Origin of the sequence: Leucobacter chromiireducens subsp. chromiireducens (genome assembly GCF_016758255.1) — a bacterium.
GTDB classification, from domain to species: domain Bacteria; phylum Actinomycetota; class Actinomycetes; order Actinomycetales; family Microbacteriaceae; genus Leucobacter; species Leucobacter chromiireducens.
Genome location: NZ_QYAD01000001.1, coordinates 174,382 through 197,897 on the forward strand (window position 1 = coordinate 174,382; position 23,516 = coordinate 197,897).

Here is a 23,516-nt window from a genome sequence, read left to right on the forward strand (position 1 = left end):
CTTCCGGATCCCACGCTGCCCGCCACTGACCCGGCTCACATCAGCGAGCACGTAGGCTAGAAGCGTGCCTCGGTATATGCGTGTCCTCGCCCCTGCCATCCTGCTCGCGGCGACCCTCGCGGCCCTGCTGGTGGGTCTCGCGATCGGTGGGGCCGCTGCAGAGCGGACGCTCGCCGACCCGGGTACCTTCATCCGCTTCGCAGTGCCGACGGCGCGCACCATCGTCAACGTCGCAATGGCGGGGCTCATCGGTTCGGTGGTGATGGCCGTGTGGGCGCTCGCGAGCGAAAAGCCCGAGACGCGCGTCGCGCTTGATCTCGCTGCGGGCTCCGCGGCCGTGCTGACGGTCGCGAGCGCGGCGACCCTCATCTTCACGTACGTCGACCTCTCGGGGCTGCCCTTCTCCGGCGACTCGACCTTTGGCGCGGGCCTCGCGCAGTTTGTCACCGAGATTGAGCTTGGCCAGCTGTGGCTCATTGAGCTCCTCCTCGCCGCGGCGACCACCGTGCTGGCCTTCGCGATCCGCGGGCGCCGGCTCACGCTGCTCGTGCTCGTCGCGGCCCTCGTCACCGCGCTGCCACTCGCGCAGCAGGGGCACGCTGCAGGCGCGTCCGGCCACGCGCAGGCCGTCAACTCGCTCCTCGTGCACCTCGTCGGCGCGGCGGTCTGGCTGGGCGGCTTGCTCACGCTCATCTTCGTGGCGTTCGTGGTCGACCGGAAGCGGCTCGCGCTGCTCACCTCGCGCTACTCCACGCTTGCGCTGTTCGCCTTCATCGGGGTGTCTGCCTCCGGCGTCGTGAGCGCGTGGCTGCGCGTCGGCACGCTCGATGCGCTCTTCGGCACGGGCTACGGCAAGCTCGTCATCCTGAAGACGGTGTCGCTCGTTGGCCTCGGCATCTTCGGTGCGATCCATCGCAGCTGGCTGATCCCGCGCATCGCGAGTTCGGATCGTGGCCGTGGCGTGTTCGCCTGGTTCGTGATCGCGGAGCTCGCCGTGATGGGCGTGGCGAGCGGTGTGGCGGGTGCGCTCGGCCGTACCGCGACCCCCGTGTCGTTCGAGCCGGCCCGCGACGGCGGCAGCAAGGTGAGCCCGGCCGAGTGGCTCACGGGCGATCCGCTGCCCCCGGAGCTCACGCCCATGAGCTACCTCACCGAGTGGAAGTTCGATCTTGCGTGGGCGCTCGTGTGCGTCTTCGGGCTCGCGCTGTACTTGGCCGGCGTGATCCGGCTGGCTCGCCGTGGTGACCGCTGGCCCATCGGCCGCACGATCCCGTGGATTCTCGGCATCGCGTTCCTCTTCTACACGACGAACGGCGCGCTCAACGCCTACGAGCAGTACTTGTTCTCCACGCACATGCTCGGCCACATGGCGCTCACCATGCTGATCCCGTTGCTGCTCGTGCTCGGTGCGCCGGTGACGCTTGCGCTGCGGGCCACGGAGAAGCGCCACGACGGCTCATGGGGCGGCCGTGAGTGGATCATGTGGGCCGTGCAGACGCCCTACTCGAAGTTCATCACGCACCCGGCGGTTGCCGCAGTCGTCTTTGCTGGTTCGCTGTGGGTGTTCTACTTCACACCGATCGCGCGCTGGGCGGCGTCCGAGCACCTGGGTCACCAGTGGATGATCATTCACTTCCTGATCTCGGGCTACCTCTTCAGCCTGTCCATGATCGGGATCGACCCCGTGCCGTACCGCTTCCCGTACCCGTTGCGCCTCGTCACGCTCTTTGCCACCATGGCGTCGCACGCGTTCTTCGGCGTGACGATCATGACGGGCGACGCGCTCATGCTCGCCGACTGGTACGGCGCCATGGGCCGCACGTGGGGTGCGACCCCGCTCGAGGATCAATCAACGGGCGGCGGCATCGCCTGGGGCATCGGTGAGCTGCCGACGCTCGCGCTCGCCCTCGTGGTGGCGGTGCAGTGGTCGCGCAGCGACGATAAGGAGCAGAAGCGCAAGGACCGTGCAGCGGATCGCTCGGGCGACGCCGAGCTCGTGGCGTACAACGAGATGCTCGCGGCCCAGGCGAAGCGCGACGGCAAGATCGCCCAGCGCTAGAGCCGACGCGGCGTTCGGCCGTGGCACGGTCTGTGCTGCGGCCGAACGCGTCCAGCGGCTACGCGCCGGGGGCGCCCGCCTCGGTGCCGGTCACGTCCGCGCGGTGGAAGTTCATGTGCGAGCGCGATGCCGTCGGTCCGCGCTGCCCGAGGTAGCGCGAGTACGTTGCGCCAGCGCCGTACGGGCGATCTGAGGGCGAGGTCAGCCGGAAGAAGCAGAGCTGTCCGATCTTCATGCCTGGCCAGAGGCGGATCGGCAGCGTCGCGACGTTCGACAGCTCGAGCGTCACGTGCCCCTCGAAGCCGGGGTCGATGAAGCCGGCAGTCGAGTGCGTGAGCAGGCCGAGGCGACCGAGCGAGCTCTTCCCCTCGAGGCGCGCAGCGACGTCATCGGGGAGGCCCACCTGCTCATACGTCGAGCCGAGCACGAACTCGCCGGGGTGAAGAATGAAGCCCTCTTCGGGATCCACCTCGATGAGGCGGGTCAGCTCGGGCTGCTCCTCGGCGGGGTCGATTACCGCGTACTTGTGGTTATCGAACAGGCGGAAGTAGCGGTCGAGGCGCACATCCACGCTCGACGGCTGCACCATCGAGGCTTCGCTGGGGGACAGCTGGATCCGGCCAGATGCGAGTTCGGCATTGATGTCGTGGTCAGAGAGCAGCACGCCCTCTATCCTAGGCGAGCTCGGCGCCCTCGGGAATCTCTTCGGTCAGGGCGAAGAGCAGCTCGGCCAGCCGATCGCCCAGTTCGTCGAGCGCACTCGACTGGGTGTGGGCCGTTCCGGCGAGGGCCGCCGCGCGGAGCGCCTGCTCGTACACGCCGCTCAGCACCGGCATCGCCCGCTCAACCGGGATCACGAAGCGCCTGCCCGCAGCGGCGAGCACGCGCTCGACCACGCCGGAGATGTTCGCGTAGAAGCCGTCCATGAAATCGTGATGCCCGGGGGCGAGTGAGGGATCCCGCATTGCGAGGAGCAGGAACTCGGCCTCCAGCACGAACCACGCTGTCGCGTCCTCTGACGGGGAGAAGAACTGCACGATGTAGCCCGCAGCCTCCGTCGGGGATACGCAGCCGCTGCGCTCCCGAAGCGTGGGGGCAAGTTCGTGCGCCTTCTCCGCGAGGTCTTCGGCGCGGCGATCGAACTCGCGGGCGAGGAGCTCGAGGAACAACTGCTCCTTGCTCTCGAAGTTTGAGTAGAACGCGCCGCGCGTGAAGCCGGCGCGCGCGCAGATCGACTCGACCGCGGCGCCCTGCAGGCCCTCCTCGGCGAACACTTCGATGGCGGCATCGAGCAGGCGAGTGCGCGTCTCTTGCCGCCGGGCGCTCGGCGGCGCATCGGCGTGAACCGCGGCGAGGGCGCCGGTGGGCATACCCGGTTCACGGACGGTGGCGTCCGCAGCGCGCTCGGGTGAAGGAATCATGGCCCCATTTTCTCACGTTCAGCCTGCTCGGAGCAGGCCTCGATACATTAGTGTATCGAAACGGATGCACTCGTGTATCGAACCCGTTAGCGACCGGAAGGCCCTTTCCCTCTCATGTCGACCCTCCTGTACGCGATCGGCCGCTGGGCCATTCGCGCACGCAAGCTTGTGCTCATCCTGTGGATCGCTGTTCTCGCGCTGCTCGGCGCGGGCGCCGTGGTCTTCGGTCAGGGCGCCAATGCACCGATTACGATCCCGGGCACCGAATCGCAGGAGGCGATCACCTCGCTGGGGCGCACGTTCCCCGAGGTGAGCGGCACAAGCGCAACGATCATCGTGGTCGCGGCCGATGGCGAAAGCGTCGAGGACGCACCGTACCGCGACATCATCACGGACGCCGCAGCGCAGCTAGAGAACGTGCCCGACGTGATCACGGTGCAGACGCCGTTCAGCGAGCAGGCGAGCGGAGGCCTTGCGGACGATGGCAGCGCCGCGCTGCTCACCATCCAGCTCGACGCCACGTCCGGAAGCATCCCGGACGCGACGGTGACGGGCATCGAGGACGCGACCGCCGACATTCGCGCGGCGCTCCCCGCGGGCGGCGAGACCTCGTACGGTGGCGACGCCTTCTCCGCCGCGATCCCGGGCATCTCGCCCACGGAAGCGGTCGGCGTGGTGATCGCGTTCGTCGTGCTGATCCTCACGCTCGGCTCGCTCATCGCCGCCGGCATGCCGCTGCTCATCGCGATCATCGGCGTGGGCGTCTCGATCGCTGGCCTCTTCTTCGTGACGGCGTTTGTTGACCTCACCTCGACGACACCGATGCTGGCGCTGATGCTCGGCCTTGCCGTCGGCATTGACTACACGCTCTTCATTGTCAGCCGGCACCAGGAGCAGCTGCGCGCTGGTGTGCCTGTCGAGGAGTCGATTGCGCGCGCCACGGCGACCTCAGGCTCCGCGGTGGTGTTCGCCGGCCTCACCGTGATCATCGCGCTCGTCGGCCTTTCGGTCGCGGGCATCCCGTTCCTCACCGCGCTCGGCGTTGCCGCTGCCGCGGCGGTCGCGGTCGCGGTGCTCATCGCGGTGACCCTCACCCCGGCAATCATGGCCATGGCCGGCATGAAGATCCTGCCGAAGCGCCACCGCCGCGCACTTGAGGCCAGCGGAGACTTGGATGCCGCTGGCGATTCCGTGGACACCAGCGTGGGATCCGCGAGCGCGCCGAACGGCACGCAGCCGTCCCGCGCCGACCGCTTCTTTGCGGGCTGGGTGCGCACGGTCACGCGCAAGCCGATCGTCACGATCCTCGGTGTGCTCGTGCTCCTCGGCCTCGCCGCGGTGCCCGCGCTGCAGCTGCGTCTTGCGCTGCCGAACGCGACCTCGCTCGCCGTGGACGACCCCGCGCGCGTTACGTACGAGCTCACCGGCGAGCACTTCGGCGAGGGCGCGAACGGCCCGCTGTTGCTCACCGGTTCCATCATCTCGAGCACCGATCCGCTCGGGCTCATGGAGGACCTCGCCGATGAGGTGCGGGCGGTGCCCGGGGTTGCCGAGGTTCCCCTGTCGACGCCGAACCGCGGGGCCGACACCGGCATCATCCAGGTGGTGCCCGAGGAGGGGCCGCACGCTGCGAGCACCGCAGACCTCGTGCACGAACTCCGTGAGCACCACGATGAGTGGCAAGAGAAGTACGGCGTGAGCCTCGCAGTCACCGGCTTTACCGCGGTGGGGATCGACGTGTCCGAGATGCTGATGCACGCGCTCGTGCCCTTCGGCATCCTGGTCGTCGGCCTCTCGCTGATCCTGCTCGCCATGGTGTTCCGCTCCGTCTGGGTGCCCATCAAAGCGACGCTCGGGTACCTCCTCTCCGTCGGCGTGGCCTTCGGAGCGGTGGTCGCGGTGTTCCAGCTCGGTTGGTTCGCAGACCTGCTGCACGTGCCATCGACCGGGCCCGTGCTCAGCTTCATGCCGATCATCCTCATGGGCGTGCTCTTCGGCTTGGCCATGGACTACGAAGTGTTCCTCGTGGCCCGCATCCGCGAGGAGTACGTGCACGGCGCCGATGCCCAGACCGCGATTCAGCGCGGCTTCGTCGGCAGCGCGAAGGTGGTCACGGCCGCCGCGCTCATCATGTTCGCGGTGTTCGCCGCGTTCGTGCCAGAGGGCGATCCGAGCATCAAGGTCATTGCGCTCGGCCTCGCCGTCGGCGTTTTCGTTGACGCGTTCGTCGTGCGGATGACCCTCGTGCCCGCCGTACTCGCGCTGCTCGGCGATCGGGCCTGGCAGATGCCGCGCTGGCTCGCGAAGGTGCTTCCGTCGTTCGACGTGGAGGGCGAGGGCCTCGCCCGCGAGCTCGCGCACGCGGAGTGGCCCGCCGACCGACCCGACGCGGTGATCGCGACTGAGCGCGCGCACATTGGTTCGGGGCCGGCGATCCCGGATCTGCGGATCGGCGCGGGCGATGTGCTGCTGCTCGACCCGCGTGACCCGGTGAGCCTGCCGCTTGCCACGGCGCTCGTCGGCCGCGCGCCCGTCGTGCACGGCACCGCCAAGGTCACCGGACTCCTGCTGCCCGAGCGGGCGAGCTCCCTGCGTGCCCGCTCGGGCTGGGCGACGCCCGAGACTCTCCGGGAGGCGCTGCGCGACCGCCCGGCACTGCTGCTGCTGGACCTGCGCGGTGCAGCGGAGGGCCCGATCCCACTCGAGACAGTTGATGCGATGCGCTCCGGCCTCGCAGCCCGCGCCGCTGAGGCGAGCCGCGACCAGATTGGTGAGCTTGCGCTCGTGGTGCTCGGTGAGCGCGACATTGCGGAGCGGGTGCTTCCGCAGGGGATCCGCCTGCTGCGGCCCGCCGATGCGGGGCCCGCGCCCACACCACCCGCTGGGGCTGAGCCGGCCCTCACCCCCACCACCCCGATCTTCGAAGGAGGCGCACGATGAGCGCCGCACTCGCTCGGCTCTCCGGGCGCAAGCCCGTTCGCTGGACCACCCTGCTCGGGCTGATCCTCGTGCCGCTCACCGTGGCCGGCGTGCTGCTGTGGGGGCTCTGGAACCCCACCGAGCGGCTCGACTCGGTGACCGCCGCGGTGGTCAACCAAGATGAGCCCGTTGAGGTTGATGGGCAGCTCGTGCCGCTTGGGCGGCTTCTCGCGGGCGAGCTCATCGACGCGGGTGGCGGGGCCGGGGCTGCCGAGCAGACGGACGCCGCGAAGGACGACACCGTCGACCCGGCGAAGAACTTCACCTGGGTGCTCACCGACGAGGAGGACGCCGACGCAGGCTTGAAGGAGGGCCGCTACACGACCGTTGTGACGATCCCGAAGAACTTCTCCGCCGCCGCAACCTCGATGTCGGGGGACCCGGACGATGCAGAGACCGCGACGATCGACATTCGCGAGAGTGAGCGGGGCCGACTCATCGACACGGCGCTCTCGCAGGCGGTCACGCAGACCGCGACGGGGCTGCTCAACCAGCAGCTCGGCGAGCAGTTCGTTGGCGGCGTGTTCGTGGGCATGAACGAGCTGCACAGCGGCATTGGGGGCGCGGCCGACGGGGCGACGAAGCTCGCCGACGGCGGCAAGCAGCTCTCCAGCGGGGCGAAGGAGCTGGCCGACGGTACGCAGCAGCTCTCGGACGGGACGCAGCAGCTCTCGAGCGGTGCACAGCAGCTCGCGGGTGGCGCTGGCGAGCTCGCCGGCGGTGCGGGCCAACTCGCGGGCGGCGTCTCTGAGCTGGCATCCGGCGCGGGCGCCCTCGCGGGCGGTGCGAACGATCTGGCCGGTGGCAGCGGGCAGCTTGCTGCAGGGCTTCGGGCGTTTGCGAGCGGCTCTGGGCCTGACAACCCGGGCCTGGCGGGCTACGCCGCCGGGGTGCAGGACTACGCGGCGGGCGCCGACAAGCTCTCGGCCGGGGTCGCCGGGTACACGGGCGGGATCAACGAGATCTTGGGCGAGGTGGTCGCTGGCGGTGGTCAGGTGCAGGCAATGCTCACGCAGTTGCAGGCGGACATTGAAAACGGCGTGATCCCGATCCCGGATCCCGCTCTGAAGCAGCAGGCGCTTGATGCGATCGCGCAGGTCTCTGGGCAGATGAGTGCTGCGGGCGAGAAGATCGGTGCGCTCCAGAGCGCCGGACAAGACCTCGCGGCTGGCGCGCAGGCCTCCGCCGCAGGAGCTGCCGAACTCGCAAGCGGGGCAAACGACCTCTCCGCGGGAGCGAATGACCTGGCGAGCGGCGCAGAGTCGCTCGCGGGAGGCGCCGCGCAGCTGTCTGCGGGCGTGAACGGGGTGGCCTCGGGCGCGAACGCGCTCTCCGACGGCGCGTCTGCGTTGGCCGGCGGCGCTTCGGAGCTCGCCGGTGGGGCGAGCGGCCTTGCCTCGGGCACCGCCGAGCTTGCGGCGGGCACCCCCGCGCTTGCCGACGGCGCTGAGAAGCTGGCCGACGGCGCCGGCCAGTCAGCTAAGGGCACCGCGGACCTCGCGAAGGGGCTCGGGCAGGCCGCGAGCGGAATCCCGAACTACACGGAGTCGCAGCGCGACAAGCTCGCCGAGACCGCGCTCGCGCCCGTGAAGGCGGAGGGTGGCAGCGATGAGCTGTTCAACGCGTCCGGTGTGCCGCTCTTCGCTGGCATCGCCCTTTGGGCTGGCGCACTCGCCTCGTTCCTCGTGCTCGCGCCGCTGTGGCGCCGCACGCGTGAGGCTGCCCGCGGCGTCGGATTCATCACGCTGCGGAGTGCGCTGCCCGCGCTCGGCCTGGGGGCCGCGCAGGGCGCAATCGCCGGTGTGATCCTGCCTATTGCGCTGGGCTACGGTTTCGCGCAGGGAGTCGGGTTCTTCGGGCTCGCGCTGCTCGCCGGGATCGCGTTCGCGCTCCTCGTGCAGGGCCTCTCGGCGCTTCTCGGCGGCTTCGGGCGTTTCATTGCCTTCGTGCTGCTCGTCGTGGCATTCGCGGTGGGGATCGTCTCGACTGTGCCCGCGCCGCTCGCCGCGGTGGGGGATCTCAGTCCGATTGGTGCGGCGCTGGGCGGCTTCCAGGCAATTGCGACGGGCGCCTCGGGTGCGGGCGGCGCAGCCGCGATCCTGATCCTCTGGGCCCTCGCGGGCCTCGCGCTCACCGCATTTGCGGTGGGGAAGCAGCGCAAGGCGTAGGCTCAGGGCATGATGCGTGCAATCGTTGCCCAGGCCCCCGGCGGATCCGATGTGCTCGAGGTTCGCGAGGTTGCGGAGCCGCAGGCGGGTCCCGGCGAGCTGCTCGTCGGGACCGCTGCGGTCGGCGTGAACTTCATCGAGACATATCAGCGCACGGGGCTGTACTCAGTGCCGTTCCCGTTCACGCCGGGAGCCGAGGCAGCCGGTCGGGTGATCGCGCTGGGTGACGGTGTCACCGGGTTTGCGGTGGGCGATCTCGTCACCACCGCGGAAGCGCGCGCGAGCTACGCGGAGCAGTTCGTTGTCGCCGCGGAGCGTGCGGTGCGCGTGCCCGAGGGGATCACGGCGGAAACTGCTGCCGCGCTGCCGCTCCAAGGGCTCACTGCCCACTACCTCGCAACCTCCGCGGCTACGCCGCAGCCCGGTGACACGGTGCTTGTGCACGCGGGCGCGGGTGGCGTGGGGCTGCTCCTGACGCAGCTCCTCACCGCTCGCGGCGTGCGCGTACTCACGACAGCCTCGACCCCTGAGAAGCAGGCGCTCAGTCGAGAGGCGGGCGCCGCCGAGGTGCTCGACTATGCCGACTTCGCCGAGCGTGCGCGCGAGTTGACCGATGGCGCCGGCGTTGCGGTGGTGTATGACGGAGTCGGAAAGGACACCTTCGACCAGTCGATGCGTGCGCTGCGTGTGCGCGGGGAGCTCGTGCTCTTTGGCGCCGCGAGCGGGCCCGTGCCGCCCTTCGACCTGCAGCGCCTCAACGCCGGGGGATCCCTGTCGGTCACGCGGCCGTCGCTCGGACACTTCCTGCTCAGCGCCGAGGAGCGCGCGTGGCGGTATGGCGAGCTCTTCGACGCGATCGCCGCGGGTCAGCTGAGCGTGCGCGTCGGGGCCACTTTCCCGCTCGCCGAAGCTGGTGCGGCGCACGCGGCGCTGGAGGGGCGCGCAACGACGGGGAAGGTCATCCTGGTTCCCTAACGAATCACCGTGAGGGGGCCCTCGTCGAGAGTGGGCGGCTCGAAGCGTTCGAAGTACGCCGTCGCCGTCTGCTCGGTGAGCGGCCAATCGTCCGCGTGCCGACCGTGGCGATTGCCTACCCGACTCAGGATGACGGGAAGGCTCGTCGCAATGTAGACGGTCTCCGGCACGACACCTCGCGGGGCGAGCAGCGCGCGGTACTCGTCACGCTGCCGCCGGAACCAGAACCCGAAATCGAGCACAACATCGTGCCCCTGTTCGTTCAGGTGCAGCAGGCGCTCCTTGAGCGCCGAGGCCACGTCGGCGACAACCTCCGCGGAGGGCATCGTGGTGATGCCGCGTTCCCAGAACTCCACCTCAAACGAGAGGCGGGTGAACCCCGCGGCCTCCAGACGCTGAGCGTGGTGGGTCTTGCCGGCGCCAGCCGGACCACACATCATGACAACGCGAGGCCGCTGTGGCTCGCTCATGTGCGCTGGCTCACGCCCGCCCCAACCGGAGCCGCTCACGCGGCCGGTTAGGGGACGCGGCGCAGCCACTCCTCGGTCTCAAACTTCTGCTCGACGAGACGCTCCGCAGCATCCCACTCGCCCTCGGTGACGGAACTCTCGGTGCCGCCGTGCCGCCGCTTGAACACGTCGATCATCTTCGCGATGATCTCCTCGCGGGGAAGGCCGGTCTGGCTGCGCAGCGGGTCGACGCGCTTCTGCGCGCTCGTGGTGCCCTTGTCGGAGAGCTTCTCGCGGCCGATGCGCAGCACCTCGGTCATCGCCTCGCCGTCCATGTCGTACGCCATGGTCACGTGGTGCAGCACGGCGCCCGAACCGAGGCGCTTCTGCGCGGCTCCGCCGATCTTGCCCTGCGGGCTCGTGATGTCGTTCAGCGGCTTGTATTGCGCATCGATGCCGAGCGACTGCAGCGCCTCGAGCACCCACTCGTCGAGGTACGCGTAGGAGTCCGCGAAGCTCATGCCCCGCACGAGTTCGCCGGGAACGTAGAGCGCGTACGTGATGCTCGCGGAGGGCTCCATGAACATCGCCCCGCCGCCGGAAATGCGACGCACGATCTGAGCGCCGTGCGCGGCAGCCTGCGCCTCATCAACCTCGTTCTGAACCGACTGGAAGCTGCCGATGATCACGGCGGGCTCGTTCCACTCCCAGATGCGCAGGGTTGGGCCGCGTAGGCCCTCGCCCACGGCGGTCGTCAGCACCTCATCGAGTGCCGCATTCAACACAGGCGTGATCGGTCGCTCGTGGATGATCTGCCAGTCGTAGTCGCGCCAGTGCGCCGCCCCCGTGATCGCACGGCGGATCGCCACCCCCACGGACGCGGGCGTGAAGCCGAGCAGGTGGACCTCGCTCGGAAGCGCGTCGTGAATGGCCTCGCCGAACTGCTCGATTGTGCCGTTCGGACTCATCCCCTCGACGGCGTCGTTGATGCACGCGAGTGCGTCGTCGGGCTCGAGGAAGAAGTCACCGGACAGACGGAAGTTGCTGATCCGGCCGTCTTCCACCTCGAAGTCAACGACAACGAGTTTGCCGCCGGGAACCTTGTACTCGCCGTGCATGCTCATGCTCTCAGGGTACGCCTCCGGCGAGTTTCCGGCGAGTGGTTTTCCCCGCTGGCGCGCCCGCTCAGTCTGCCGCGACGCGCTCCAGCATCCACGTGGTGATGTCGGCGATGATCGTGTCGCGGTTTGTTTCGTTCAGGATCTCGTGCCGGGCATCGGGGTACAGCTTGAGCGTCACGTCCCGCAGGCCGCGCGCGCGGTACGCGGCGGCGAGGCGCTGCAGCCCGTCACGCCGACTGAGCGGGTCGGCCGCACCCGCGGTGATGAGGAGTGGCAGGTCGGGATCGAGTTCGGCTCCGGGAGTGCCGAACAGTCGGAGCCCATCCGCGATCCCGAAGAGCTTCAGAATGTCGGCCTCGAAGCAGAGCGGATCGGCAATGAACGCACGAGCAACCTCCGGGTCGCGGCTGAGCCACTCGAAGCCGCTCGCCTCGCTGCCCGCCCACGCCGCGTTCAAGTCACCGCTCTCCATGAAGCGGGGCGTTCGGTACGCAGACCCAGAGAGCACGAGGGCATCCCACTCGGTCGGGTGTGCGTTCAGAATGCGCTGCGCCATGAGCGAGCCCCACGAGTGCGCAAACATGACCAGCGGCACGCCGGGGGTGCGCTCGCGCGCAATGTCGGTGAGCTGGAGGATCTCCGCTTCCGTCGCGCGGAGGCCACCCGGGCCGAGCTTGCCGAGGAGGCTGAGCTCGCCGCCGTGCTGGCGGCGGCCGGTCTCGCCGTGCCCGCGATGATCATCCGCGATCACGGTAAACCCAGCCTGGGTGAGCTGGCGCGCGAATGCGTCGTAGCGCAGCGCGTGCTCGCCAATGCCGTGTGCGATCTGCACGATTGCGATCGGTTCAGCGGCGGCCCACTCGTAGGCCGAGATTTCGACGCCGTGCGCGTCGACATAGCTGAACTCCGTGCGTGCCTCGGGTGCGGTGCTCATGCCCCCATTCTCCCCGCTGCCCACCCGATCGGGGTCACTTTGGCAGGGTGTCGCCTGGGGAGAGCGTGCGACACCCTGCCAAAGTGACCCCGATTCGCAGGGCCAGGGCGGGCGGGGAAGCCGGGCAGGCTAGCGGCGGTGCGCCACCGCGCCGTCCACCAGCGTGAGGGCGGCGCCGGTGCCGAGCAGCTCGGCGGGCGCGCCCGCCAGCGGGTCGGCGGTCCACACCGCAACGTTTGCGCGGTACCCGGAGGCGATGCGTCCGAGCTCCTCGCCACGGCCGGTCGCGGTGGCCGCGCCGAGGGTGAGCGCCTCGAGCGCCTGCGCCGGCGTGAACACGCGCTCGGGCTGGTAGGGCGCGCGGCTGCGATCGAGCGCCGACTCTGCGGTGAGCGCGATGAACAGGTTGTCGGGCGCGACGTGCGGCGCGGTGGGCGCATCGGTGCCGAGCGCGAGCGCGACGCCCGACTCCCGGAACTTGTGCCACGGGAAGCCGGTTGTGGCGCGCTCGTCGCCGAGCACCGCCTGCCAGTTGTCGAGCACCGCGGGGTCGCAGTGCACGGGCTGCATCGAGGCCGTGACGCCGAGCGCCGCCATGCGGGCAATCGTGTCGTCGGCAACGTACTCGAGGTGCTCAACGCGCGCCCGGCGGTCGGCGCGCGGGCCGTTCACCCGGATGCACTCCTGCACCATGTCGAGCGCGATGGTGCTCGCCTCATCGCCGATCGCGTGCAACGCGAGCTGCAGCCCGGCAGCGTCGGCCGCGACGGCCACGGGAAGGGCAAACTCGCGCTCCCAGATGGGGCCGGGCAGCGCGCCGTTCGCGTAGGGCGCGCGCATGCTCGCGGTGCAGGCATCGATGACGCCGTCGAGAATGAACTTCACGCCGACGATCTTCAGCCAGGCGTCGCCATACTCGGCGGCAAGCTCGTCGCGCACCCGCGCGATCTGTGCGATCTGCGCGACGTCGGTCGCAACATCGCCGGAGGCGGTGAGCAGCCAGTGCGCATTCACGGGGAAGGGGAGACGCCCGTCGCGGTCGAGCAGGCGCCGGTAGGTCGCCACCTCGGCCTCGCCGAACGACATTTCCGTCGCGCCGGTCACCCCGGTCTCGAGGTACGCGTCGAACGCGGCGGCGAGGTAACGATCCCGATCATCCTGACTGCGCACCGCATCGAGGTAGCCCCATGCGTGCGTCATCGCCGCGGTCTCGAGCAGGAACCCGGTGGCGTCACCGTTCTCGTCGCGCACGATCTCGCCGCCCACGGGGTTCGGGGTGTCGCGTGTGATGCCCATCGCCTCAAGCGCCGCGGTGTTCACCCACACCGAGTGCAGATCGTTCGCGTCGAGAATGACGGGAACGTCGGCGACGACCTCGTCGATCATGGCTGCGGACGGCTGCACGCCGGCGGGGAAGATGTCGAAGAGCCAGCTCGTGCCGAGGAGGCGGGGTGCGTCGGGGGCCGCCGCGCGGGCTGCGGCGAGGCGCTGCTGCACCTCGGCGAGGGTCTTCGCGTCGCGCAGCTGTACCTTCGAGAGCGACTCGCCGAGCATGAGCATGTGGGCGTGGCCCTCGACGATGCCAGGCGTGGCCACGGCGCCGCCGAGATCGACCTCGGTCGCGTCGGGGCCCGCGGCGAGCCGCACCGACTCCAGATCGCCCGCGGCGAGCACCAGCCCGTCGCGCACGGCGAAGCTCTCGCGCGGAGCAACCGCTGCGTCGCCGGTGAAGACGGTTGCGTTGCGGTAAAGGGTGGTCTCGGAGCTCATGGGACTCGCTTTCTTTCGATTGGGATCGGGACCTCGCCGTCACGGCGCGTGTCCCCGGGGAAATCGGAGGGCCTGCTGCGATCGTACGGGGTACGGCCGGGTGCTGGGTGTGCGGCGCGTTCGCGAGCGGGCCGCCGCCGCCGGGCGCCTCTGGGCGCGGCGGCTAGCTCGCGCGCTCGCTTGCGCGGGCCAGGGCGCGCTCCGCGCCGACCGAGACGCGGGCGATCATCACGGTGGGCACGATCACGAGGAAGCTCACGAGCCCGGTGATGAGGGTGAAGCCCGGGATCCCGATCCCCTCAATGAGTGCACCGCCGATGAGCGGGGCGAAGCTCGAGCCGACGAGGTACGCGCCGAGCAGGGGGCCCGACCAGCGGCCGCGCGCGTCGAGCCCGGCGGCGGTGGCGATGAACAGCGCAAAGGCGAACGCGTAGATCGTGTTGACCGCGATGATCAGGGCCGCGAGCAGGATGGGATCCGTCGCGAAGCCGATGGCGATCTTGAACGCGCCGCCCAGGGCGAGGGCGATGGCGAGGGGGACGGCGCGGCCGATGCGTGCCCCGAAGATTGAGACGATGAGCATGCCGAGAATGCCGCCGGCAGCGGCGAGGCTGAGGGCGAAACCGAGCGGCTGCTCCCCGAGGCCGACGGCGTCGCCGAGCACGGGCGCCATGGTCCAGATCGCGTCCTCGCTCGTGCCCCACAGCGGGAACACGATGAGGATCGCGATGCCCGCGATCGTGATGCGACGCGGCTCCGCGATCTGCAGGCTTGTGGTCACGTCAACGGGAGCGGCGTGCTCCGGGGTGTCGGGCAGCCAGGCGGCAAGCGCGAGGCCCGCGAGTGAGATCAGCGCGAGGGTGCCGAAGACGCTGCCCTGGGTGATGCCGAGCACGGGCACGATAGCCAGGATGATCGTGATGAGCACCCGGTTGACGAGGCCGCTCGTAGCGGAGACCCGGTTTGGGTTGCGCAGGGCCGCGATCGCCGCACCGGAGGTGGAAATCGCGGCGCCCACGCCCGCACCGCCGACGATGAGGCCGGTGACGGCAGCGCCCGGGGCAGGCACGAGGGCGGCGACGCCGAAGGCCAGCACCGCGACCGCGAGGCCGGCGACCGCGAGTGGGCGTCGCGCGCGTCCCGCCGCGAGGCGCGAGGTGCCGAGGCCGACGACGGCGGACGCGAGTAGCGCCCAGGTGAGGATGTTGCCGCTCGCGATGACGTCGAAGCCGAGGCCCGCGAGGGCGGTCATGACGAACGGCGCGAGGTTGGCCATCATGAGGCTCGCGAGCGCGATGATGAACGTCGCGCTGCCGTTTCGAACGGTGAGCGGGTGGCGCGGGTCTGTCGCGGTGGGGGTGATGGTCACGGGAATCTTCTCCGGCTGCACTGGCGGTGAGACGCTTCGAGCGAATTAATCGAAACGGTTTCGGTTTTAGTGTGTATCGTGCCCCGTGTGGGAGGATCTGTCAAGCAGCACCAACGAAGGGACCCCCGTGGCGAGACCCCGCACCGCCCGGCTCAGCCGAGAGATCATCGGGAGGGCCGCGCTCGACTACGTCGACGCCGGCCACGACCTGCAACTCGTGCCCCTCGCCAAGCGCCTCGGCGTCAGTGTCTCGTCCCTCTACCACCACGTCGATGGGCGCGACGGCGTCATTCGTGCGCTGCGCGAGGTGCTCGTCACCGAGTACATCGCGGTCGCGCCGGAGCACACCGACTGGGAAAGCCGCATCCGCAGCGAGGTGGAGCTCACCTGGCGCATGTACGCCGACCACCCGCGCGCACTCGAGCTCATGCTCACGGTGGTGATCGACGAGCCTGACGTGCTGCGGTTCTACAGTGCGCTCGCCGCAGCGCTTGGCGACGCCGGCGTGCCCGACACCGAGATCCTCACCACGATCGAGGTGATCGACGCGTTCACCTTCGGTGCCGCGCTCGACGCGCTCTCACCCGACACGATCCTCGATCCCGAGCACTCGGGTCCCGTGCTCGGCCCGCTGCTGCGCCGCCACCCCTTAGGGGCCGAGCGCAACCGGCGCGTGTTCGACCGGGGTCTCGACTTCATCATCGCGGGCATCCGCGCGCGGGTCGCGGCGGGAGTGCAGGAGTGATCGGCTGGCTGCGCCGGCGGGCCGAGAAGCGCCGTCTGCACATCACGGACATCGCGGTGCCAGGTCCCGCGCGCGGCCGCGAGGTGGGTGCGCCGAATCGCGTGGGATCGGAATCGGTGCCGGTGCGCGTCTACGAGCCGGCGCGTGCCTGGGCGACGCTCGTCTGGGCGCACGGCGGATCGTTTGTGCGCGGCACACTGGACTGGCCGGAGGCCGACTGGGTGGCGCGGAGTTTCGCCGCGGCCGGCATCCGGGTGTACTCGGTGGACTACGCGCTCGCGAGCGACGGGGTCAAGGCGCCTGCCCCGGGCAACGACGTGGCTGCCGTGCTCGACTGGGTGGCGCGCGAGGATCGCGCGCGAGCAGACCGGGATCGCGGGGCGGGGCCCACGCCACTCGTCATCGGCGGAGCGAGCGCCGGCGCGCACCTCGCCGTGCTCGCCGCCTTGAACCGCGCCGAGCATGCCGCCCTGGGCGATGGTCGGCCCGCCGACGCGCTGCTGTTGGAATACCCCACCCTGCATCGCGTGCAGCGCGCCGACGCGGCGATCAGCGCGGCCACCGCGACGCTGCCCGCGCAGCGCCGCTTTGACGCGCAGCGCATCGCTGAGATGTACGCGTTCTATCTGGGGTCCGCTGCCGGTGAGCCGCTCGCGGGCGGCGCCTGCGTGGCGGGTGAGCTTCCGCCCGAGCGCCTCGCGCTGCTCCCCGCCACCGTCCTCGTGCACGCCGACGCAGACGACCTGCGGGCCTCCGGCGAGCAGTTCGCCGAACAGCTGCGCGCCGCGGGCGTGGACGTTGCCGAGTCCGTGCAGCGGGGCACCGTGCACGGGTACCTGAACCGCCCCGAGGAGCACGAGCGTGCCCGCGACGACGCGCGCGCGACGATCGCACACTTTGTCGCCGAGCTGCGACGGATCACCGCGTAGCGCGAGCTCAGATCATGTACTCGAGCTCGCGGTAGGCGCCGCGGTAGAACAGCAGCGGCGCGCGATCCGGATCAGTGGAGAGCCCGCTCACCCGGACGAGGAAGATCAGGTGGTCGCCCGCCTCGATCTCGCGCTCGATCTCGCCCGCCACCCAGCCCGTGCCCCCGTCGAGCACGGGTGCGCCGTTGCTCGGCGAGGGCGACCACTCGACGCCCTGCCACTTGTCGGTGCCCGAGCGCGCGAACTGGCCGCTGAGGTGCTGCTGCTCGGCGCTCAGAAAGTTCACCACCACGCGGCCGTGCGCGCGCACCGCGCCGAGGCTGCGCGAGGTGCGCGCGATCGAGAACGAGATGAGCGGCGGCTCGATGGAGACACTGTAGAACGACTGGCAGGTGAAGCCCACCGGGCCGTCGGCGCCGTGCGTGGTGATCACGGTGATGCCGGAAGCGAAGCCGCCCATCGCGTCGCGGTAGCTCCGCTCGTCGAAGGGCAGCGGGGTGGCCGCCGCTGTGGCCTGGGCGCTCATGCGCGTGCCCCCGCCGCTGCGCCAGCTGAGGGGAGGAGATCGAGCTGGGTGCTCGCCCACTCGTCAAGAATCTCGGCGCGGCGATCGAATTTCGGTGTGGGGAAGGCGAGGCCGCGGGTGGGCACGCTCGCGCCGAGCTCGACGAGCAGGGGGCGGAGCGTGAACTCGACGGCCAGGGTGTGTTCCTCGGAGGCGATGGTGAAGATCGGGATCGCGGTGACCCCCTCGAGCCCGCGCGCCGGGAAACGGTCGAGGAACGATTTGAGGAGGCCGGTGTAGCTGGCCTTGTAAGTCGGGGTGGCGATCACCGCGAGCGTGGACTCGCGCAACTGATCGAGTGCCGGGTCGAGGGTGGCCGAGGGCCAGGCGAACAGCTCGGTGGCGTGGTCAATGAGGTCGACCGTGGGGTGAATGGCCGCGCCCGTGCGCTGCGCCACCCGCTGCGCGAGCTCCTCCGCGACCTGGCGGGTGCGGGAGTGTGGCTTCGGGTTTCCGACGATGACGGAGATGGTGGACACGAGGATCCCTTTCTGGCGTTGCGCGTCCGAAGACGCGGCGCACGCTCGTCCGTGTGTGGCGCTGGGAGCCACGGCAGATAGGTCTGATCCACGGTGTGATGTCGCGGAGTGGCCGGGGATCTCATCCCGCGGAACTGGGGCCAGTGTAGGTCGACCCGGGGTGCCCGTTCAGGGCGCGCGCAACACGACGTAACGGTCATTCTTCGTCACATTGGTGGACAGGGGTGGGCGGCATAAACATAAGCTCTCCGCATGTCTCCCATAACTCAACCCACCGCATTCACCGTCGGGGTGGCCCTCGATGGGGCCGGCCAGCATCCCGCCGCCTGGCGCGAACCCGACGCTCAGCCCGAGGCGCTCTTCACCGCCGGCTACTGGACCGAGCTGCTGCGCACAGCCGACGCTGCGGGGCTTGACTACGCCACCCTCGACGATTCGCTCAGCCTGCCGCACCCCGCAGCTGACGAAGCCGCGACCCCGCGTGCCGATCGTGTGGGCGGGCGGCTCGACGCGCTGCTCACCGCGAGCTGGGTCGCGCCGCGCACCACCGGCATTGGTCTGATTCCCACCGTCACCACGACGCACACGGAGCCGTTCCACGTCGCCACCGCGCTGCAGACCCTCGACCACGTGTCCGAGGGGCGCGGCGGATGGCAGCTGCGCATCTCCGGCGACGCGGCCTCGGCGGACGCGTTCGGCCGCCGGCCCGCCCCCGCGGTGGACCTGGGGGAGGTGGCGGCGGGGCGCCCCGATCCCGCGCTGGATGAGCTGCTGAGTGAGGCGGGAGACGTTGCCGAGGTCGCCCGGCGGCTGTGGGCGAGCTGGGACGCCGACGCCATCATCCGTGATGACGCGAGCGGCCGCTTTCTCGACCGCGACCGCGTGCACCACATCAACTTCGCGGGCGAGCGCTTCTCCGTGGCCGGCCCATCGATCGTGCCGCGTTCGCCGCAGGGCCAGCTGCCCATCACGGTACTGTCGCACTCCCCACGGGTGCACGAGCTCGCTGCCGAGGCCGCCGACGTGGTGTTCGTGACCCCCGAGAGCCCGTCGGCACGGGCGGGCGCATCGCGCGAGCTGACGATCGCCGAGGTGATCGCGCGGGTGCGCGCCGCCGAGCGACGCGTGGGCCGCGCGGGCAGTGCGCGAGAGCCGCTGCGCATCGTGGTCGACCTCGTGGTGGCGCTCGACACCGCGAGCGAGGCAGCGGCCGATCGGCTTGCACGGCTCGATGCGGCAGCGGGGGAGACGTTTGAGAGCGATGCCCGCATCGTTACTGGCGGCGTCGCCCAGCTTGCCGACGAGATCGAGCGGCTGCGTGACGCCGGGGTCGATGGGGTGCGGCTGCGGCCACTCACGCTGCCGGGCGACCTGCGCGAGATCACCGCGACCCTCCTCCCGCTGCTCCGAGCGCGGGGGATCGCGAGTGCCGTGGGTGCACCGCGGTCGCTCCGCGAGCGCTTCGGCCTCGACCCCGCCCCGCAGCGCCTACGCGAACACGCCACCCCCGAGAACCAGGAGCACGCGGCATGACGATCGACCAGCCCACCCAGCACCGACCCTCGACGACTGCGCCGCGCCAGGTGCACCTCGTCGCACACTTCCCCGGAGTGAACAGCGCCACCGTGTGGAGCGACCCAGCTGCCGGAAGCCAGATCGATTTCGCGTCCTTCCGGCACTTCGCACAGACCGCCGAGCGCGGGCTCTTCGACTACGTCTTCCTCGCCGAGGGCCTGCGCCTGCGTGAACACGGCGGCAAGATCCACGACCTCGACGTCGCGGGCCGGCCTGCCACGCTCGCGGTGATCACCGCGATGGCGTCGGTCACCGAGAACATCGGGGTGGTGGGCACGCTGACGAGCACCTTCAACGAGCCGTACGAGCTCGCCCGGCAGCTCGCCACCATCGACCACCTCTCACAGGGCCGCGTGGGCTGGAACGTGGTGACCTCGCCCGACGCGTTCCACGGCGGCAACTTCCGCCGCGGCGGTTTCCTGCCCTACGGCGAGCGGTACACGCGCGCGGAGGAGTTCGTCGCGCTCGCGAAGGAGCTGTGGCACTCGTGGGACGCCGACGCGATCATCGCGGACCGCGCGAGCGGCCGCTTCCTCGACCCCGAGCGCGTGCGCCGAGTGGAGCACCGCGGCCCGCAGTTCACGGTCGCCGCCACGAGCACTGTGCCGCGGAGCCCGCAGGGCTTCCCCGTGATCGTGCAGGCGGGTGACTCGCCAGCGGGGCGTGACTTCGCTGCGGCGAATGCCGAGATCATCTTCTCCAGGCACACGAGCTTCGCTGGTGGACAAGCGTTCTACCGTGACGTGAAGGGCCGGTTGCCCGGCGTGGGGCGCACGGAAGACTCGCTCCTCATCCTCCCCGGCGCGAGCTTCGCGCTCGGCGACACCGACGCTGAGGCCCGCGAGCGATCCCGCGAGATTGCCCTGGCACAGACCAGCCCGCAGACCGCCATCGCGTGGGTCGAGGCGATCTGGGGGCACGAGCTCCCGGGACTCGACCCCGATGGTGCGCTGCCGAGCACGGAACCGAGCGACGGTGCCCAGCGGCAGGGCCAGGTGTCCACGCAGGTGGCCGACCGCACCCAGCGGGCCGCGCAGCTGCGCGACCGCGCGAAGCGGGAGGGGCTCACGCTCCGTCAACTCGTCGCCGCGGAGACCGCGCAGCACACGTTTGTCGGCTCCGCCGAGACGATCGCGGCGGACATCGACCGGGCGGTGCAGGAGCGGGTATCCGACGGCTTCGTGCTCGTGCCGCACCTCACCCCCGGCGGGCTCGACGAGTTCGTCGACCGCGTGGTGCCGCTGCTGCAGGAGCGCGGCGTGTTCCGTACGAGCTACGACACCGACCCCGAGACCGGGGCGAACCCGACCCTGCGCCACACCCTCGGGCTGCCTACTCCGCCGCACGTGCCATGGACGGACGCGGCTGAGCCTGCACGCGAGAGCGAGGCCGTCGCATGAGCGCGAGCCAGCGCGCCGACGAGCTTGTGGTGCGCGTCGTCCATCCGAGCGACCCGCTCGCCGCGCCCCTCCTCGCAGATCTTGAGCGCGAGTACGACGCGCGCTACGGGGTTGAGGTGTTCGGCGAGCCCGCCGCCGTCGAGCTGAACCGCTACCCGGAGACCGCGTTCACCGCGCCGAACGGCACGTTCCTCGTGCTGCTCGCGGGCGGGGAGGTGCTCTCCGGTGGGGCGTTCATGCGCTACGACGAGCGCACCGCGGAGTTCAAGCGCATCTGGACGCGGGCCGATGTGCGTGGGCGCGGACTCGCGAAGCGCGTGCTCGCATCCCTCGAGCGCGAAGCCGCACGGCTCGGCTACGACCGCGTGTTCCTCACGACCGGGCCCCGCCAGCCCGAGGCCGTCGCGCTCTACCTCGGCACGGGGTACGAGCCCCAGTTCGACCCCGCACGCCCCGCAGCAGAGGTGGGCGTGCACCCCTTCACCAAGCACCTCGCGCCGCTCGCAAAGGAGAACCGATCATGACCGCAGTGACCGAGACACCGCCCGCGGGGGTGGTCAACCGAACGACGAGCGGCACCGCCGAGCACGTGGTGCCCCTGCGCCACTGGTGGCGGTGGGCGTTCAGCGCGATCGCGGTGTTCCTCCTCGCCCAGCTCGTGTGGACGTTCTTCTCGAACCCGCAGTGGCGCTGGCCCGTGTTCGCCGAGTACTTTTTCAACGACGCCGTGCTCCGCGGCCTGTGGCTCACGCTGTGGCTCACCGCGGTCTCCGCCGTGATCGGCTTTGCGCTGGGCGGGGTGCTGGCGCTTGCGCGTCTCTCCGGTTCCGGGCTGCTGAATTCATTCGCCTGGGGGTTCATCTGGTTCTTCCGCTCGGTGCCGCTCGTTGTGCAGCTGGTGATCTGGTTCAACCTCGGGTACCTCTTCCCAACGCTCGGCATCGGCTGGCCTTTCAGCTACGACTTCTGGGTGGTCGAGTTCGACACGGTGCGGCTGCTCTCCTCGACGGTCGCCGCGATCCTCGGGCTCTCGCTCCACCAGGCCGCGTACTCCGCGGAGATCATCCGCGGTGGTCTCCTGTCCGTCGACCAGGGACAGATCGAGGCCGCGAAGGCGCTCGGGATCCCGCGCAGCCGCCGCTTCTTCCGAATCGTGCTGCCGCAGGCCGCGCGCGCGATCCTGCCGAACGCCTTCAACGAGGTGATCGGGCTGCTGAAGGGCACCTCCGTGGTGTTCATCGTTGCGCTGCCCGAGCTGTTCTACACGGTGCAGGTGATCTACAACCGCAACCAGCAGGTCGTGCCGCTGCTGCTCGTCGCGGCTGTCTGGTACACGATCTTCACGACCGTGCTGAGCATTGCGCAGTACTACATCGAGCGCCGCTTCTCCCGCGGCACTGCCCGCGAGCTGCCGCCCACCCCGATCCAGCGGCTGCGCCGCGCGCTGCGGGCTGCCTTCGTGGGCCGCAGCGCTGCGAGGTCGCCTGCTGCCGAGCCGCAGCCCGCCGCCGTGCGCACCCCTTCCGCGCACACCGTCGCCGCACTCAACACGAGTGCTCACTAGCGGCCGCACCGGCCACCACCCCGATCCCGAACCCGATCCCGAATTGAAGGAGGCCCCCATGACGAGCAACACCGCACTCGAGACCCGGGCAGATTCCGCGTTGGAAACACCAGGAGCGCCTGCCTCGCCCGTGTCGCCCGACTCAGCCGCCGCGTCGCCCACCCAGGCCGCCGCCCCCACGACACCCGACCCCGCAGCCGCACCCGGCGAGAGCCCGCGCACCGGGCTCGTGGAGATCACCGACGTGCACAAGTCGTATGGCCCGCACGAGGTGCTCCACGGCATCACGCTGCGCATCGAGCCGGGGCAGGTGATCACGCTGCTCGGCCCCTCCGGATCGGGGAAGTCGACCCTGCTGCGTGCAATCAACCACCTCGAAACGATCGATGCGGGCTCCATCACCATCGATGGCGACTACATCGGCTACGAACGCCGCGGCGGGCAGCTTCACGAGCTCCCCGAGAAGCAGGTGCTCGAGCGGCGCACTCGCGTCGGCATGGTGTTCCAGAACTTCAACCTGTTTCCGCACCTCACCGCGCTCGAAAACATCATTGAGGCGCCCATCGGGCTGAAGCGCGCGAGCAAGGCCGAGGCAACCGCTCAGGCCCGGGTGCTGCTCGAGCGCGTGGGGCTCGCCGACCGTGCAGAGCACTATCCGCGGCAGCTCTCCGGCGGGCAGCAGCAGCGCGTCGCCATCGCGCGTGCGCTCGCCTTGGAACCCGACGTGCTGCTGTTCGACGAGCCGACGAGCGCCCTCGATCCCGAGCTGGTTGCCGAGGTGCTCAGTGTGATCCGGGATCTCGCGACCGGCGGCACCACGCTCATCATCGTCACGCACGAGATCGGCTTCGCCGCCGAGATCGCCGACCACGTGGTCTTCCTCGACGCGGGCCGCGTTGTCGAACAGGGGCCGCCCGCGCAGGTGCTCCGTGCGCCCGAGCAAGCACGCACCCAAGAGTTCCTCGACTGGGTGATCTGACGCCGACCTAAAGCGCCACCGCTCACCACCACTGC

At 70.2% G+C, this 23,516-nt stretch carries 20 protein-coding genes; 11 read left to right on the plus strand and 9 right to left on the minus strand.

What is annotated here, in order from left to right; translation table 11 throughout:
• Nucleotides 1-64 precede the first annotated feature (64 nt).
• Nucleotides 65-2,059: a cytochrome c oxidase assembly protein gene (locus tag D3226_RS00855; protein WP_202380548.1), complete on the plus strand. Its 1,995-nt coding sequence runs from the start codon at nucleotides 65-67 to the stop codon at nucleotides 2,057-2,059.
• A gap of 58 nt (nucleotides 2,060-2,117) precedes the next feature.
• On the opposite strand, the gene dcd is transcribed toward D3226_RS00855, so the two are convergent.
• Nucleotides 2,118-2,723 carry a dCTP deaminase gene (gene dcd, locus D3226_RS00860; RefSeq protein ID WP_202380549.1) on the minus strand — a complete coding sequence of 202 codons (606 nt, stop codon included), beginning with the start codon at nucleotides 2,721-2,723 and terminating at the stop codon, nucleotides 2,118-2,120.
• A gap of 10 nt (nucleotides 2,724-2,733) precedes the next feature.
• Nucleotides 2,734-3,429, minus strand: a complete 696-nt coding sequence (locus D3226_RS00865) for a TetR/AcrR family transcriptional regulator (protein WP_202381470.1) — start codon at nucleotides 3,427-3,429, stop codon at nucleotides 2,734-2,736.
• A 165-nt stretch (nucleotides 3,430-3,594) separates the two neighbouring features.
• Here D3226_RS00865 and D3226_RS00870 point away from each other — a divergent pair, with 165 nt between their 5' ends.
• The 3 genes from D3226_RS00870 to D3226_RS00880 are packed head-to-tail and all read left to right on the plus strand — an operon-like array spanning nucleotide 3,595 to nucleotide 9,602.
• Complete coding sequence (locus D3226_RS00870) at nucleotides 3,595-6,420, plus strand: MMPL family transporter (RefSeq protein WP_202380550.1); 2,826 nt, start codon at nucleotides 3,595-3,597, stop codon at nucleotides 6,418-6,420.
• Nucleotides 6,417-8,627, plus strand: a complete 2,211-nt coding sequence (locus D3226_RS00875; protein WP_202380551.1) for a YhgE/Pip domain-containing protein — start codon at nucleotides 6,417-6,419, stop codon at nucleotides 8,625-8,627. The genes D3226_RS00870 and D3226_RS00875 overlap by 4 nt, the downstream gene beginning before the upstream one ends.
• A gap of 9 nt (nucleotides 8,628-8,636) precedes the next feature.
• Nucleotides 8,637-9,602: a quinone oxidoreductase family protein gene (locus D3226_RS00880; RefSeq protein ID WP_202380552.1), complete on the plus strand. Its 966-nt coding sequence runs from the start codon at nucleotides 8,637-8,639 to the stop codon at nucleotides 9,600-9,602.
• Here the strand turns inward: D3226_RS00880 and D3226_RS00885 are convergent.
• The 5 genes from D3226_RS00885 to D3226_RS00905 form a co-directional block, all read right to left on the minus strand.
• The gene (locus D3226_RS00885; RefSeq protein WP_202380553.1) at nucleotides 9,599-10,072 is read right to left on the minus strand and encodes a P-loop nucleotide/nucleoside kinase family protein; all 474 of its coding nucleotides are present in this window, start codon (nucleotides 10,070-10,072) and stop codon (nucleotides 9,599-9,601) included. The two genes, D3226_RS00880 and D3226_RS00885, sit on opposite strands and share 4 nt — an antisense overlap.
• A gap of 47 nt (nucleotides 10,073-10,119) precedes the next feature.
• On the minus strand, nucleotides 10,120-11,169 hold the full coding sequence (locus tag D3226_RS00890) for a lipoate-protein ligase LplAB (protein WP_202381471.1): 1,050 nt from the start codon (nucleotides 11,167-11,169) through the stop codon (nucleotides 10,120-10,122).
• Nucleotides 11,170-11,236: 67 nt separating this feature from the next.
• Complete coding sequence (locus D3226_RS00895) at nucleotides 11,237-12,106, minus strand: alpha/beta fold hydrolase (RefSeq protein WP_202380554.1); 870 nt, start codon at nucleotides 12,104-12,106, stop codon at nucleotides 11,237-11,239.
• Between the two features lie 129 nt (nucleotides 12,107-12,235).
• Nucleotides 12,236-13,876, minus strand: coding sequence for an amidohydrolase (locus D3226_RS00900; RefSeq protein WP_202380555.1), 1,641 nt, complete (start codon nucleotides 13,874-13,876; stop codon nucleotides 12,236-12,238).
• A gap of 163 nt (nucleotides 13,877-14,039) precedes the next feature.
• Entirely contained in the window at nucleotides 14,040-15,245 is a 1,206-nt protein-coding gene (locus D3226_RS00905) for an MFS transporter (RefSeq protein WP_202380556.1), read from the minus strand.
• 127 nt (nucleotides 15,246-15,372) lie between these two features.
• Here D3226_RS00905 and D3226_RS14520 point away from each other — a divergent pair, with 127 nt between their 5' ends.
• Together D3226_RS14520 and D3226_RS00915 are read left to right on the plus strand one after the other, a co-directional pair.
• Nucleotides 15,373-15,990 carry a TetR/AcrR family transcriptional regulator C-terminal domain-containing protein gene (locus D3226_RS14520; protein WP_202380557.1) on the plus strand — a complete coding sequence of 206 codons (618 nt, stop codon included), beginning with the start codon at nucleotides 15,373-15,375 and terminating at the stop codon, nucleotides 15,988-15,990.
• A complete protein-coding gene (locus tag D3226_RS00915; RefSeq protein ID WP_202380558.1) occupies nucleotides 15,987-16,919 on the plus strand; it encodes an alpha/beta fold hydrolase in 933 nt (310 codons plus the stop codon). Before D3226_RS14520 ends, D3226_RS00915 begins: the two co-directional genes overlap by 4 nt.
• 7 nt (nucleotides 16,920-16,926) lie before the next feature.
• Here D3226_RS00915 and D3226_RS00920 read toward each other — a convergent pair whose 3' ends face one another.
• Nucleotides 16,927-17,445, minus strand: coding sequence for a flavin reductase family protein (locus tag D3226_RS00920; RefSeq protein WP_202380559.1), 519 nt, complete (start codon nucleotides 17,443-17,445; stop codon nucleotides 16,927-16,929).
• Complete coding sequence (locus D3226_RS00925) at nucleotides 17,442-17,963, minus strand: NAD(P)H-dependent oxidoreductase (protein WP_202380560.1); 522 nt, start codon at nucleotides 17,961-17,963, stop codon at nucleotides 17,442-17,444. Before D3226_RS00925 ends, D3226_RS00920 begins: the two co-directional genes overlap by 4 nt.
• A 252-nt stretch (nucleotides 17,964-18,215) precedes the next feature.
• On the opposite strand from D3226_RS00925, the gene D3226_RS00930 reads away from it, so the two are divergent.
• From D3226_RS00930 to D3226_RS00950, 5 genes are read left to right on the plus strand one after another with little or no spacing between them, the layout of a single operon-like run.
• The gene (locus D3226_RS00930; RefSeq protein WP_202380561.1) at nucleotides 18,216-19,496 is read left to right on the plus strand and encodes an LLM class flavin-dependent oxidoreductase; all 1,281 of its coding nucleotides are present in this window, start codon (nucleotides 18,216-18,218) and stop codon (nucleotides 19,494-19,496) included.
• Nucleotides 19,493-20,938 (plus strand): NtaA/DmoA family FMN-dependent monooxygenase, encoded by a 1,446-nt coding sequence (locus D3226_RS00935; RefSeq protein WP_202380562.1) that lies wholly within the window; start codon nucleotides 19,493-19,495, stop codon nucleotides 20,936-20,938. The genes D3226_RS00930 and D3226_RS00935 overlap by 4 nt, the downstream gene beginning before the upstream one ends.
• The gene (locus D3226_RS00940) at nucleotides 20,935-21,462 is read left to right on the plus strand and encodes a GNAT family N-acetyltransferase (RefSeq protein WP_202380563.1); all 528 of its coding nucleotides are present in this window, start codon (nucleotides 20,935-20,937) and stop codon (nucleotides 21,460-21,462) included. Before D3226_RS00935 ends, D3226_RS00940 begins: the two co-directional genes overlap by 4 nt.
• Nucleotides 21,459-22,502 carry an amino acid ABC transporter permease gene (locus D3226_RS00945; protein ID WP_237462167.1) on the plus strand — a complete coding sequence of 348 codons (1,044 nt, stop codon included), beginning with the start codon at nucleotides 21,459-21,461 and terminating at the stop codon, nucleotides 22,500-22,502. Before D3226_RS00940 ends, D3226_RS00945 begins: the two co-directional genes overlap by 4 nt.
• Before the next feature lie 58 nt (nucleotides 22,503-22,560).
• Entirely contained in the window at nucleotides 22,561-23,481 is a 921-nt protein-coding gene (locus D3226_RS00950) for an amino acid ABC transporter ATP-binding protein (RefSeq protein WP_202380564.1), read from the plus strand.
• Nucleotides 23,482-23,516 lie beyond the last annotated feature (35 nt).